The organism is Ruegeria sp. H6, assembly GCF_056532975.1.
In genome coordinates, this window is sequence record NZ_JBQFOA010000001.1 from 1 (window position 1) to 13,264 (window position 13,264).

Annotated in this window: 10 protein-coding genes; 6 read left to right on the plus strand and 4 right to left on the minus strand. The window is 54.9% G+C overall.

Going from position 1 to position 13,264, the window contains the following annotated elements; genetic code table 11:
- Positions 1 to 417: 417 nt before the first annotated feature.
- Together ACR0AG_RS00005 and ACR0AG_RS00010 are read right to left on the minus strand one after the other, a co-directional pair.
- Positions 418 to 2,274, minus strand: a complete 1,857-nt coding sequence (locus ACR0AG_RS00005; RefSeq protein ID WP_480835144.1) for an FAD-dependent monooxygenase — start codon at positions 2,272 to 2,274, stop codon at positions 418 to 420.
- Positions 2,275 to 2,541: 267 nt separating this feature from the next.
- A complete protein-coding gene (locus ACR0AG_RS00010; RefSeq protein WP_480835146.1) occupies positions 2,542 to 3,435 on the minus strand; it encodes an AraC family transcriptional regulator in 894 nt (297 codons plus the stop codon).
- Positions 3,436 to 3,603: 168 nt separating this feature from the next.
- Here ACR0AG_RS00010 and ACR0AG_RS00015 point away from each other — a divergent pair, with 168 nt between their 5' ends.
- Positions 3,604 to 4,557, plus strand: coding sequence for an SDR family oxidoreductase (locus ACR0AG_RS00015; protein ID WP_480835147.1), 954 nt, complete (start codon positions 3,604 to 3,606; stop codon positions 4,555 to 4,557).
- On the opposite strand, the gene ACR0AG_RS00020 is transcribed toward ACR0AG_RS00015, so the two are convergent.
- Positions 4,531 to 4,857, minus strand: coding sequence for a hypothetical protein (locus ACR0AG_RS00020; protein WP_480835149.1), 327 nt, complete (start codon positions 4,855 to 4,857; stop codon positions 4,531 to 4,533). The genes ACR0AG_RS00015 and ACR0AG_RS00020 overlap by 27 nt on opposite strands.
- A 664-nt stretch (positions 4,858 to 5,521) precedes the next feature.
- Positions 5,522 to 6,238 (minus strand): hypothetical protein, encoded by a 717-nt coding sequence (locus ACR0AG_RS00025; protein ID WP_480835151.1) that lies wholly within the window; start codon positions 6,236 to 6,238, stop codon positions 5,522 to 5,524.
- A 1,421-nt stretch (positions 6,239 to 7,659) separates the two neighbouring features.
- Between ACR0AG_RS00025 and ACR0AG_RS00030 the strand changes: the two genes are divergently transcribed.
- The 5 genes from ACR0AG_RS00030 to ACR0AG_RS00050 all read left to right on the plus strand — a co-directional run bounded on the left by ACR0AG_RS00030 (position 7,660) and on the right by ACR0AG_RS00050 (position 13,262).
- Positions 7,660 to 9,399 (plus strand): ABC transporter substrate-binding protein, encoded by a 1,740-nt coding sequence (locus tag ACR0AG_RS00030; RefSeq protein ID WP_480835152.1) that lies wholly within the window; start codon positions 7,660 to 7,662, stop codon positions 9,397 to 9,399.
- Between the two features lie 81 nt (positions 9,400 to 9,480).
- Positions 9,481 to 10,530, plus strand: a complete 1,050-nt coding sequence (locus tag ACR0AG_RS00035; protein WP_480835154.1) for an ABC transporter ATP-binding protein — start codon at positions 9,481 to 9,483, stop codon at positions 10,528 to 10,530.
- Between the two features lies 1 nt (position 10,531).
- Positions 10,532 to 11,605: an ABC transporter ATP-binding protein gene (locus ACR0AG_RS00040; protein WP_480835156.1), complete on the plus strand. Its 1,074-nt coding sequence runs from the start codon at positions 10,532 to 10,534 to the stop codon at positions 11,603 to 11,605.
- The gene (locus tag ACR0AG_RS00045; RefSeq protein WP_480835158.1) at positions 11,605 to 12,468 is read left to right on the plus strand and encodes a carbohydrate ABC transporter permease; all 864 of its coding nucleotides are present in this window, start codon (positions 11,605 to 11,607) and stop codon (positions 12,466 to 12,468) included. The genes ACR0AG_RS00040 and ACR0AG_RS00045 overlap by 1 nt, the downstream gene beginning before the upstream one ends.
- Positions 12,465 to 13,262, plus strand: a complete 798-nt coding sequence (locus ACR0AG_RS00050; RefSeq protein WP_058280831.1) for a carbohydrate ABC transporter permease — start codon at positions 12,465 to 12,467, stop codon at positions 13,260 to 13,262. The genes ACR0AG_RS00045 and ACR0AG_RS00050 overlap by 4 nt, the downstream gene beginning before the upstream one ends.
- Positions 13,263 to 13,264 lie beyond the last annotated feature (2 nt).

Sequence of the window (13,264 nt, forward strand, 5' to 3'; positions counted from 1 at the left end):
CGCCCGCCAGCACCCGAAACCATCATCCCAATGGATAACAAGCCGACGATGCACTAACAATCAGGTTGGACCAGTCAGATGAGGCTGCTCACCCGTAGGTCAAATAAAATGTTGTTTCTCTCACCGTACATTCACACGCGTAACTTTGCACTTTCAGCGACTTTCATACCGCGAGCGCGCGCAGCGGGAATGCGCGGCGCCCGGGTTGGATTCACTGCCTGCTTCGAAGAAAGCGCTTCAACCCCATGATATTGTGCCTGGTCAACGTTGGGTTGGTTATTTCTGAAGCCATTTACGTATTAAACCATCGAACCGTCCGCAAAAATAACCCAACAGAGATATCCAGCGTTAAAAACGGTTGCAGCGTTCGCAGCCCGCTCACCGGACATTGAGATCGGTGATACAAAAAAGCGGGCTCTAATGGGCCAGAAATACCGCCGCGAAGAAATTGTGGATCTTTTCTGGCGCGTCTATCGGAGCGACCAGAGACACGAATTGATCTGGTCGTACCGCAACGACTGCCCCTTTGCTGCGATCGATCCCACGTAGATCAAAGATGTCACTGCCAGATTTCGGGCAAAAGACTTTTTCATAGTCGGTTAGAGCGAGGCGACCTTTTCGGGGGCGCAAGAGATCCGGCAAATGCCCGATATCCATGTCTTGGTGCGGGCGCTGGAAAACAGCTCGAACATCAATGACCGAGTCGATGTTTGCATCATCCGGTGTCACCCTTTTGATCAGACCGGCAAGGTTTCGACACAGGTTGCCAGTGGGACCATCAGAGGTTCCCTCATCGGATGTTGGGGCAAACGAGATAATCCGCCACCGCCCATCCGCCTTGAGGATGTGCCCCAGTTCAAGCAGCTTGGCGTCGGCAAGCCGGATCACAGGTGCGGAATGGAAACGCTTGCCAACCGGGTATCCCTGGGCAAGCGACTGATGACGCTCGTCGCCCACGATCAGCGAGGGTTCATAACGCGTCTCGACACCCGCCGTGTAGCGGCCGTGTTTCTTGAAATAGGCCTGGAATTTCGCCGCGTCTTCCTCGGTCTTGGGCTTCTCGCTGAACAGGCGAGCCATATCCCGGTCAAAATCGATCAGCTCCTGCGCCTTGGCATGGCGCTCTGCTGAATAGGTATCGAGCAAACCTGAGGGTGACTGGCCGCGCAGGGCTGCGGCCAGTTTCCAGCCCAGATTGAACGCATCTGCCATCGAGACATTCATACCCTGACCCGCCTTCGGACTGTGGGTGTGGCAGGCGTCCCCTGCGATGAAAATCCTTGGTGTTTTTGCACCGCGATCTGCTTCGGACACGTCGTCAAACCCGTCACAGACACGTTGGCCGATCTCATATGCCGACCACCAGGCAACCTCGGCGACATCAAAGTCATAGGGGGCCAGAATGCTGCGCGCGGTCTCCACCAATTGGTCAGAGGTGAGGCCGCGATCAGCCGCTCGCTCGTCGGGCTTCAGCGTATCAAGCTCGATATAAAGACGCACCATATAGCCGCCCTCACGAGGGATGATCAGAATACTTCCATGATCGGCGGATTGGATTGCGCATTTCAGCCGAATGTCAGGAAAGTTCGTTCTTGGCAGAACGTCCATGACCCCCCAAAGCTGACGTGCTGACGATCCTTTCAAAACGTGACCGATTTCGGATCGGACTTTGCTTCGCGCACCATCGCATCCCACCACATACTTTGCACGAATGGTCTCGGTTTCGCCGCCCCGGTCGAGGCAGGCAACTTTTGCCTCAATAGGGAATTCTTCTTCGTCGAAACGCACCAGAGACTCCAGCTCACGGTTGTACTCAGGCATAAGGCGACTGACGGATTTCGCCATAACATCGAGATAGAAATCGTGGATTCGCGCTTGGCTTAAAATAATGTGCGGCATTTCAGAGAGACCGTCTTCGACATCCGGAATTCGGTCTGCGCGGACAAGTGCGCCTTTATCGGGTCCCGGCCGCCAGAATGCGACCTCGTTTACCTGATAGCCTTCTTTGATCACGCGATGCGCAAAATCAAAGGCCTCAAACATCTCAACCGAGCGGCATGCGATGCCATCGGCTTGTCCAAATTCCAGTGGCCCGGAATTTCGTTCGACAATGCGCACTGAGAGATCGCCAAAGGCGCTAAGTTGAGCGGCCAACGTCAATCCCGCAGGCCCGCAGCCAACAATCAGGACATCGACCTTGTCATCAGCCGTTCGGTCACGAGTAGCTGAAACGGATGGATCGCCCGCACGAAACCCCTCTAAGTGGTACTGCATGCCAGCTCTCCTCGATTGATCCTGGTGTTTGAAATTAAACCAGAATCTTGCGGCTGGAAATCACTGTTCAAAGCATGGGCAACACTGCGCGTTTCCAAAACGTTGGTCAAACGCAGCATGAAGAGCAAGAGCACTGGTTTCAGGCTACAATATTCTTTAGGGCCTCTACGGGTTATTCACTTGTCCACCCGAGCGCCGAGGTGCAGCTGTCAGAGCCGACTTTCGCTGCCATGGCTCCAAAGTCCGATTTCTTCTCGAAAATCAGTCTCAAGCCACTCTGACCAGTCGTTTCTGAGTATCACCCCATTGCTTCGGAGACTGCCCATACATGCGTTTAAACTCGCGACTGAATTGGGACGGGCTGACATAGCCAACGTCCATCGCGGCTTCGTTCACAGGCATTCCGCCGGCGATCTTCATGGCGGCGTTGTTGAGGCGCATGGACTTGACGAACTGGATTGGGGCCATCGTCGTGACCTGCTTGAATTTGCGATGGAAGACGGCCCGGCTCATGCCCGCTCGAGCTGCCATATCGTCAATCGAGATCGGCGTATCTAAATGTGACGCCACATGCGCAATGGAGCGTGCAATGGCGTTGCCAGCACCGAAGGCCTGTCGGGCGAATGTGCCAGCTTCTCCCTTCAGGATCGCATAGAGCACCTCACGCAATCGTGCCTGCCCGAGAACAGCTGTATCCGTTTCGCTGTCTCCGAGTTGCAGTAGCCGCAGCAGCGCTTCGGTGAACCCATCGTCCCATCGCGCAAGCCTAATTCCTGGCTCCCCCAGCTCTCCTTTGACCAAAGGCAGAACGCCCCCGGCGTTTTCCATCTCCATCGCCAGCTCGGCCATGACACGTTGCTCCAGTGAGATCATAGCCCCGAAGAGCGGGTTGTGATGCGACGCCAAAGGCGTCCCCGCCTTGACCGGCATTGACATAGGGCAGCAGAGATAGTGGTTGTTGTCGTATTCATACATTCGGCCATCCAGAATGGCTTCTTTCACCCCACTGACAATGGCCACAACACAGGGCTCGTAAACAGCCGGAACACAGGGGATTGAATGCGTGGCCCGAAACAGCCGCACACCTTTTATGCCCGTTTCGGTCAGGCCGTCCGTTTCGGTTCGGTCTGCGATGATTTGCTTGATCTGATTCTTGCTCATAAGAGCGATCTAGCGGCTCCAGATCAAAGCTGGCAACTAGCTTGATACAATCGGGCAAGTATTTGCGATAATATCGCCTGTTTTTGCGTTCTTCTGAGAGCTATCTGCATTTCCAGGTTGAAACACAATTCGTTCGGTCCCAGCGCCCGCGCAGATAGGAGACAAAAGATGCCAGATACCACATTCGGACCCAAAGGTTGGATGCCCGAACGCCTCGGCGACCTCACCGGCAAGACCTACCTCATAACCGGTGCCAACGCCGGTGCCGGGTTCCAGGCCGCGCGGACGCTTCTTAAGAAGAAGGCTAAGGTCGTGATGTTGAACCGCTCGGCTGAGAAGTCTCAGGCGGCTGTTGCGGAGCTGAAAACTGAGTTCGGCAACGAAGCAGAAGTGAGATTCATTCGCATGGACCTGGCCTCGCTCGCGAGCGTGCGCGAAGCTGCGAGCGAAGTTCTGAATTCCGTTCCCCGGATTGATGCACTCATCTGCAACGCGGCCATCGCCCAGGTGCCAACCCGCAAACTGACAGAGGATGGTTTCGAAAGTCAGCTCGGCACAAACCATTACGGTCACTTCCTGCTTTGCGGGATGCTATTCGAACGGATCGAAGCTTCGAAAGGTCGGATCGTTGTTGTCGCCAGTCTCGGCTACAACATGGGTCTGAAGACGATCAAGTTCGACGACATGAACTGGGACGAAGGTTACGGGCCAAACACCGCATATTCGCAAAGCAAGCTGGCGCAAATGATGTTTGCCTATGAGTTACAGGACAGGCTTGCCGCCGCAGGCCGCACCGAAGTGGAGGTTTATGTCTGCCATCCCGGCTCGTCGGCAACGTCACTGATCAGCACAAACGGCAGCCGGACGATGCGATTCATCTGGTGGCTCATGACCAAGACGCCGATGGTTCAATCGGCCGAACAAGGGTCCTATCCCGAAGTCATGTGCGCCACCGAAGAGGCTTTGACCGAACAACGCGCACTTTACGGACCAACAGGCAGAATGGAAGCGGTTGGTCCTGTCGGCAAAGGCACGTTGAATCCGCATGCATATGACAAACCTGTCATGACAAGGCTTTGGAACATGACAGAGAAATCAACGGGGTTCGGCTGGGAACTTTGATGTTACTGGGTGCGATACAGCTTCCGGTGCTTCGCCTTCAGTGTAGACATCTTCCCGCCGCGCATCATTCGGGAGAATGGGCTTAGATTGGATTTGCCGCGGGTTTTCACGCGCTACGGAGTCGAGCGCACGAGAATGAGCGATATCGCTTCTGAAATTGGCGTTGTGCGGCAAACGCTCAAGAGCAAGAACGAGATACATAGCGGAGCCAGCCGCCATTTTTCTGATCAATCGCTGGCCGAGGTCAAAATTGAGCGGTAGTCGCTTGAAATCCTTGAGGACAAGCTCATCGGTTTTCATGAACGCGCTATCCGTGTTGCTATAAAGATCATTTCTTCATCGTCGGATGTACAGGATTCGAACGGCGGAAAAAGTGCTGCGGGCAAAGCCGAGGCTGACCGTGCTGAGACCGTCTAAGTAAAGGTGTGGATTATCGAATTGTACATCAATTGCCGCATGACCGAAACACATCCGCCAGACAGTTCGCGGAGTACATTGTCTTGTCTTCCATTGATCTTCAAGATCTTGCGGTTAGCGAGCTCTAGTCGCGGACTGCATTCACGACTCAAAGAGCAAAATTGGCGCCCCAATTTGCACTCAATTCGCGGAAGTGCCCATAGTTACTACAATCCTCGCACTGAGACCCTACCTGCAAGAGTCCGCTCTGGGTTGTCGCGAAACCAGACATCCGTTCAGTGTGCAACATCGGTAAAATGGCTCGGTGCGGTCATTTGACTAAATTCGGCGAATGACTGTAATGCAGGACATATTGAGCTTTCGCTGCGGTTGCTCCAGCGTCTTTTTTTGGGAATGTACACCATTCGGATTCTGACGGCACCAACTAAGCTTAACGTGCCGTAAAACGGCTTGGGGGCGCGAAAACGCGGCCAGTTGACAATAAGCGCTGTGGGATATCGCCAGACCTTAGAAACTGATCTAACTCTTCCAACGAGCAAGAGCGAAATCAAGTTTTGCTTTGGTTTTGGCTAACCCCAGCGACTGTTTCGAAAATAGCGGGCAGCTTATGAAGGGCATTCGACCGTCGAATGCCATTTGCGGTTAGCCAATCTTGGTGTATCCCAATGATGCGCAGTGGGAAGACACCATTATATCCGATAATTTTAGCAGCTACTTTGCGGTGAGTTGCAGCGGGCCCACTGATAAGCCTATTGTTGTGACCGATATAGGCTGTACCGATACCGTTAGTGGAAAAATCATTCTTTTTGTCCGGAAGGTACCCATCGCGGCCAATGCTAACAATCAATTCAAGATAGCATGCTTCTAGCAAGTCGAGAATATTTGCAACGTCGGTAATTTCGTATTTTTTGTGACGGAAACAGCCATTTTTTTCCAACGCCCTCCTAATTTCTTCGTAAGTTTGGCTCTGGTCCAGGTTTTCTCTATGTTCCCAGATGTCAGCCATTCGCATGTAGGTCGAAGACTCTTCGATAGGTGTCGGTTTCATGCCGGCGTCATCAAAGGAAAATGTTCTTGTTTCCCACATTATGCGAGAGGCAACACGTTTAACCCCTGACGGCAGATTCATCTTGTCTAGTTTGATTAAACGACGTTGATGTGCGGTTTCTGTAAAAACATCGTCAATCAGACACATGTTTGCTGTAACTCTCAGGCCAGCTTCGCCGACTTTTTGCCGTACATTCCATTCTTGAAAAGTAATCATATCTTACAACCAGTTGCGTGCATATTTTTCGGTATCCGCCGACACTGAGAAGCAGTTAGGTCGGTCTCAAGACGATCGTTTTTGTCACGTTCATTTTCAGAGCGAGTCTTCAAGCCGTTAGCCTTTAATTAAGCCAGTGGCTTAACAACCGGGATCGTAGAGGGTTTTTGCCATCGCGCGAAGGGATAATCGGATATGCTTGCGTTTCAACCACAGACCGAACACGTAGCGCCGAGATAGACATACTTGCAGGGGTGGAGCAGGCATTTGTGCTCTGAAAAAGCAAACAGAGCCAAGTTTGAACGCCTAGAGCTAAATCAGAAAGCGGTTCAGCATCGCAGCCAAACTCGGCTTCCACAGAAAATCTTGTTTGCCGCAGAACTACAGAGTTCTTTAGCAATCGGTCCACGATCGACCATCGACCGCGTGATTACCAAATATGATACTTTTAAAAAACTTGAATTAAAGAGAAGCTGGCCCGCGTACGCAACACACCATCGGTCAAATTAGGCTCACTTCTGCCATTGAGTTCGTAATAGCATCCATTTACCTAGATGGTTCTTCGCAATCGGCGACGGCCCTTAGCGGACTTTGGGGGCCAAAATCAAATACTGCAAACGAGACCGCATGGTTGCCACTATTCAAGACTATTCAAACTGGTGCCAGACAGGCGGACCCAAATTCGAATCTAGAAAAGATAATGGTGATTGCAACACAACCAAAGCTCGTTGGTTTCGCCTCTTCTGCTGCCTAGCCCTATTGTGGTCAGTCGTCGTTGCATCAAGGAATGGCATCAGTTGTCCTTGCACATGTCAATGGTCTACATTTGACTCTAGCCAAGCTAAATTTCGGAGCATTTTAGACCTAAGTTTACGACGAAATACCGCCATCGCGGACGGCCCAGAGCCGACCTTGAGCACTGTATTCAAATGCCGCGGTCGCAGTCCGCTTAGCGGCAATTCGCTGCGCTGGCAATATTTGTTTCTGTTACAACTCACTGTTTGCGGGACAAAAGGAGAGTTCGCTGCCGTTGCTCGAACGGCAACTGCTGGCGGATCGTGACTGCGGGCCCCCTGCAGGTCGGGCAGAAAAGTGAGCTTTCGCTGCAAATTTCGAACAGGCTAGTTGAACCTTTTCGTTAGCAGGCATCAGCCTTGTGTTTCACCCAATTCGCATTTGAGCAGCAGGTGTTAAGCCGGTTCAAGAATTAGCTACGCGACGTTTTCAGCACCCAAAGATGCCAGTTGATTGAACAAACTTTAAATCGTAAACACCTCGATAGTGAAAATAATGTTTATTAACATATCCTTAATACCACGTTCTTCCATTACTAAAATTTTAGTTTGACAGCTGCGCAAAATATAACCGATGCTGAATGCCATCCGGTCTGCGCCGGATTACATAATCTTGGGAGGAGACAGATGCGGAGACATCTACTTTCCGCCGTGGCGGCAGCGGCCGTCATTGCGGGGCATGGTCCTGTTTGGGCCGACGAAGCCGCAGCACAACGTTGGATTGACGACGAATTCCAGCCATCGACCTTGTCGAAGGACGAACAGTTGTCCGAAATGAAGTGGTTCATCGAAGCTGCACAACCGTACTCGGGCATGGAAATCAATGTCCTGTCCGAGGGTATCCCGACGCATTCCTATGAATCCGAGGTTCTGACAAAGGCTTTCGAGGAAATCACAGGGATCAAGGTCAATCACCAGATTCTCGGCGAAGGTGAAGTGGTTCAGGCCGTTCAGACTCAGCTGCAAACCGGGCGGAACCTGTATGATGGTTATGTCAACGACAGCGACCTGATCGGAACGCATTCGCGCCTGCAGCTGGCCTATCCGCTGACCGACATGATGGGTGGCGATTGGGCGGCGACAACTTCGCCGACGCTGGATCTGGATGACTTCATGGGTATTCAGTTCACCACCGGTCCGGACGGCAAGTTGTATCAGCTGCCTGACCAGCAATTTGCGAACCTCTACTGGTTCCGCAAGGACTGGTTCGATGACGAGGACAATAAAGCCGCGTTCAAAGAGAAATACGGCTATGATCTGGGCGTTCCGGTCAACTGGTCGGCCTACGAAGACATCGCCGAGTTCTTCACCAATGACGTAAAAGAAATCGATGGCGTCGCGATCTATGGCCACATGGACTATGGCAAGCGCGCGCCTGATCTCGGGTGGCGCATGACCGACGCCTGGCTGTCGATGGCTGGTGCCGGTGACGTGGGCGAACCGAACGGTGTTCCCGTCGACGAATGGGGCATTCGCATGGAAGCGGGCACATGTAACCCGGTCGGTGCGTCCGTTTCGCGCGGTGGTGCAGCAAACGGTCCGGCTGCGGTCTATGCGATCCGCAAATGGGATGAGTGGCTGCGGAACTATGCGCCTCCGGGTGCCGCAAGCTATGACTTCTATCAGTCGTTACCGGCGCTCAGCCAAGGCAATGTGGCCCAGCAGATTTTCTGGTACACGGCGTTTACAGCGGACATGGTCAAGCCCAAGTCCGAAGGCAACAACACCGTGGATGACGAAGGCACGCCGCTTTGGCGGATGGCGCCCAGCCCGCATGGCCCCTATTGGGAAGAAGGTCAGAAGGTCGGTTATCAGGACGTCGGGTCGTGGACCTTCCTGAAATCTACCCCTGCGGATCGTGCGCAGGCCGCGTGGCTCTACGCTCAGTTCGTGACGTCCAAGACTGTTGATGTGAAGAAATCCCATGTGGGTCTGACCTTTATCCGCGACAGCTCGGTCAACCACGAGTCGTTCACCGAACGCGCGCCCAAGCTGGGTGGACTGGTCGAATTCTATCGCTCGCCCGACCGTGTGGCATGGTCGCCCACTGGCATCAACGTGCCGGACTATCCGAAGCTGGCCCAGATCTGGTGGCAGCAGATCGGTGATGTGAACTCGGGTGCCTTCACCCCGCAAGAGGCGATGGACCGTCTGGCCGAAGAAATGGACATCACCATGGCCCGTATGCAGGCCGCGGATGAGGCCGCCAACGTCTATGGTGGCTGTGGCCCGCGCCTGAACGAGCCGCAGGATACTGCCTTCTGGCTGGAGAAAGAGGGCTCGCCCAAGGCCAAGCTGGAAAATGAAAAGCCGCAAGGCCAGACTGTCAACTATGACGAACTGGTGGCGCGCTGGCAGGCCAACTGAGCCAATGCAACTGGGGGTGCCGTGCGCGGCATCCCCACCCTACGACCAGTGCGATGCACTGAACGACCGGAACCCACGGACATGATCGAACTTCAAGACGCCACCAAACGGGTTGGCAACGTTATTCATATCAAGCCCACCAACCTTACGCTGCAAACCGGCCATTTCAATGTGCTGCTGGGGGCGACGGGATCGGGCAAGACCTCGCTGATCAAGATGATGGCCGGGCTGGACCCGATCGCCTCGGGCAAGGTGCTGATGGATGGGAAGGATGTGACGAAGCTGAACACGCAGAAGCGGCAGATCAGCCTGGTCCACCAGTTCTTTGTGAACTACCCGCATATGACCGTATTCGACAATATCGCCTCGCCCCTGCGCGTGGCGGGCATGGCGAAATCCGAAATCGAAGGCCGTGTGGAAGAGGCCGCCGACCTGCTGCAATTGCGTCCGATGCTGCATCGCCGTCCGCACGAGTTGTCGGGCGGACAGCAGCAGCGTACAGCGCTGGCCCGCGCCATCGCCAAGGAAAGCCGCGCCGTGTTCCTGGATGAACCGCTGGCCAACCTCGACTATAAACTGCGCGAAGAATTGCGTGAGCAGCTACCTGATCTGTTCGCCGGTCGCGGGGCCGTGGTGGTTTATGCCACATCCGAGCCCGAAGAAGCACTGCTGCTAGGGGGCTACACTGCACTCATGGAAGATGGCCGAGTCACGCAGTTCGGTCCAACCGCAGACATTTATCGCAACCCCGAAAACATCGCCGCCGCGCGTGTGTTCTCGGACCCACCGATCAACGTGGCCAATATCACCGTGTCCGGCGCGCAAGCGCAGCTGGCGGGTGGTGGCAGCTGGGCGGTTCAGAACATGGCCGATGGCGAATACATGGTCGCCGTGCGCCCTCATCGCGTCACTCCAATCCGCACGTCCGAGGCTGACGTTGAACTGACAGGCCGCGTAATCGTGACCGAGCTGTCGGGATCAGACTCCAGTGCGCATTTCCGGCATGGCTCGGACGACTGGGTGTCTCTGGCGGCGGGAGTGCATCCCTATCAGGTCGGCGAGGATCACAGTTTCTACATGAACCCGGCCCATTGCCGGTATTTCGGCCAAGACGGCAAAAGGGTGGCCTGACATGGCACAGATCAAACTTTCGAACCTGCGACACAGCTATATGCCTAACCCAAAAGGCCCCGAGGATTACGCGCTGAAGAAAATCGACGTCACTTGGCGCGATGGCGGGGCCTATGCACTGCTGGGGCCTTCAGGTTGCGGCAAATCCACCTTGTTGAATATCATTTCGGGCCTGCTGACGCCGTCTGAGGGGCAGATCTTATTTGATGATCAAGACGTGACCGCCTTGCCACCCGATCAGCGCAACATTGCGCAGGTATTCCAGTTTCCGGTGATCTACGACACGATGACCGTGGGCGAAAACCTGGCATTTCCTTTGAATAACCGGGGCGTTGACCCGGCAACAATCAAGCGCCGCGTCGATGAGATCGCCGAGATGCTGGACGTCACGGATATGCTGAATACCCGTGCCAGCGGCCTGAGTCCCGACAACAAGCAGAAGATCTCGATGGGTCGCGGTTTGGTGCGCGACGATGTGAACGCAGTGATGTTTGACGAGCCACTGACCGTGATCGACCCCCATCTGAAATGGAAACTGCGGTCCAAGCTGAAAGAGCTACACCAGTGTGTGCAAGCCACGATGATCTACGTGACCCACGACCAGACCGAGGCGCTGACCTTCGCCGACGAAGTGGTCGTTATGCAGGAAGGCGAAGTGGTGCAGATCGGCACCCCGGTCGAACTGTTCGAGCGTCCTCAGCACACATTTGTCGGCCATTTCATCGGCTCACCGGGCATGAACGTTCTGCCATGTGAGGCCAAAGGCGACCGCGCTGTGTTCCAAGGCCATGAGGTGATGCTCGAAGGCCCAACCCTAGGCGAAGGCGGCCGCACCGATCTGGGTATTCGCCCGGAATACATCAGCTTTGGCGAGACTGGCGTTCCTGCACATGTGACCAAAGTTGCAGATATCGGTCGCCACTATGTGGTCAGCGCCATGGTCGGAGACACTCCGGTAAAGGCGGTGGCAGAACACAACGCGCCCAACCCCGGCTCGCATGTGTTCCTGCAATTCAAACCAGAACAATCCCGCGTCTATCGCGACGGCTGGATCGCAACCGAGGAGCGCAGCTGATGAGAACAGAAAACCAAAAAGCATGGTTCTTTGTCCTGCCGGTGCTGGCGCTGGTCGCGTTCAACGCGCTGGTGCCGATGATGACGGTGGTCAACTACTCGGTGCAGGAAACCTTTGGCAACAACCAGTTCTTCTGGGAAGGGCTGGGCTGGTTCGAACAAATCCTGCGGTCGGATCGGTTCCAGGCCGCGCTGGGACGGCAGTTCCTGTTCACCTTCCTGATCCTGCTGATCGAGGTGCCCCTTGGCATCATCGTCGCCCTGTCGATGCCGCGCAAAGGCTTCTGGGTGCCGGTCTGTCTGGTCCTGATGGCCCTGCCGATGCTGATCCCGTGGAATGTGGTCGGCTCGATGTGGAATATCTTCGCCCTGCCGAAAATCGGACTGATGGGGTACTTCCTGAATGACGTTCTGGGCATCAACTATGACATGACGCAACAGCCTCTGTCGGCCTGGATCACGGTCATCGTGATGGATGTCTGGCACTGGACATCGCTGGTTGTTCTGCTGTGCTATGCGGGCCTCGTGTCGATCCCGGATGCCTATTACCAAGCTGCCAAGATCGACGGGGCCAGCCCGTGGTCGGTGTTCCGCTATATCCAGTTGCCCAAGATGAAAACCGTTCTGACCATCGCCGTTCTGCTGCGGTTCATGGACAGTTTCAACATCTATACCGAGCCCTTCGTTCTGACCGGCGGTGGCCCCGGCAACTCAACCACATTGCTGTCGATCGACCTTGTGAAGATCGCGCTGGGGCAGTTCGACCTTGGTCCTGCGGCCGCGATGAGCCTGATCTATTTCGCCATCACGCTGTTGGTCAGCTGGGTCTTCTACACTCTGATGACAAAGGATGACGCGCAATGAAGAAACGGTCCCTTATCCCGATCCTCTATATCGCGTTCCTGATGCTGCCGATCTATTGGCTGGTGGCGATGTCCTTCAAGACCACGAACGAGATCCTGTCGGGCTTTTCCCTGTTTCCCCAGACCTTCACGCTGGAGAACTACATCACCATCTTCACCGACCCGACGTGGTACTGGGGCTATATCAACTCGATCATCTACGTGACGATCAACACGGTGCTGTCGGTCTGTGTCGCCCTGCCTGCGGCCTACGCGTTCTCGCGCTATCGGTTCCTGGGCGACAAGCAGCTGTTCTTCTGGCTGCTGACCAATCGCATGGCCCCTGCGGCGGTCTTCGCGCTGCCGTTCTTCCAGCTTTATTCGTCGATCCACCTGTTTGACACCTATCTGGCGGTGGCCTTGGCGCACACGTTGTTCAACGTGCCGCTGGCGGTGTGGATTTTGGAAGGGTTCATGCGCGGCATCCCGAAGGAACTGGATGAGACGGCTTATGTCGATGGCTATTCCTTCCCGCGCTTCTTTGTGACGATCTTCCTGCCGAATATCAAAGCGGGCGTGGGCGTCGCGGCCTTCTTCTGCTTCATGTTCTCTTGGGTTGAGATGCTGCTGGCCAAGACCCTGACCGCGGTCGAGGCCAAACCCATCGCCGCCGTGATGACCCGCACAGCCTCGAGCGCTGGGTATGAGTTGGGCCTGCTGGCTGCTGCGGGTACACTGACCATCATCCCTGGCGCCATCGTCATCTGGTTTGTCCGCAACTACATCGCGCGCGGTTTCGCGATGGGACGTGTGTGAGG

Coding starts and splice junctions, on each gene's coding strand:
- ACR0AG_RS00005 (WP_480835144.1), bottom strand. CDS start 2,274: ATGCAGTACCACTTAGAGGGGTTTCGTGCGGGCGATCCATCCGTTTCA.
- ACR0AG_RS00010 (WP_480835146.1), bottom strand. CDS start 3,435: ATGAGCAAGAATCAGATCAAGCAAATCATCGCAGACCGAACCGAAACG.
- ACR0AG_RS00015 (WP_480835147.1), top strand. CDS start 3,604: ATGCCAGATACCACATTCGGACCCAAAGGTTGGATGCCCGAACGCCTC.
- ACR0AG_RS00020 (WP_480835149.1), bottom strand. CDS start 4,857: ATGAAAACCGATGAGCTTGTCCTCAAGGATTTCAAGCGACTACCGCTC.
- ACR0AG_RS00025 (WP_480835151.1), bottom strand. CDS start 6,238: ATGATTACTTTTCAAGAATGGAATGTACGGCAAAAAGTCGGCGAAGCT.
- ACR0AG_RS00030 (WP_480835152.1), top strand. CDS start 7,660: ATGCGGAGACATCTACTTTCCGCCGTGGCGGCAGCGGCCGTCATTGCG.
- ACR0AG_RS00035 (WP_480835154.1), top strand. CDS start 9,481: ATGATCGAACTTCAAGACGCCACCAAACGGGTTGGCAACGTTATTCAT.
- ACR0AG_RS00040 (WP_480835156.1), top strand. CDS start 10,532: ATGGCACAGATCAAACTTTCGAACCTGCGACACAGCTATATGCCTAAC.
- ACR0AG_RS00045 (WP_480835158.1), top strand. CDS start 11,605: ATGAGAACAGAAAACCAAAAAGCATGGTTCTTTGTCCTGCCGGTGCTG.
- ACR0AG_RS00050 (WP_058280831.1), top strand. CDS start 12,465: ATGAAGAAACGGTCCCTTATCCCGATCCTCTATATCGCGTTCCTGATG.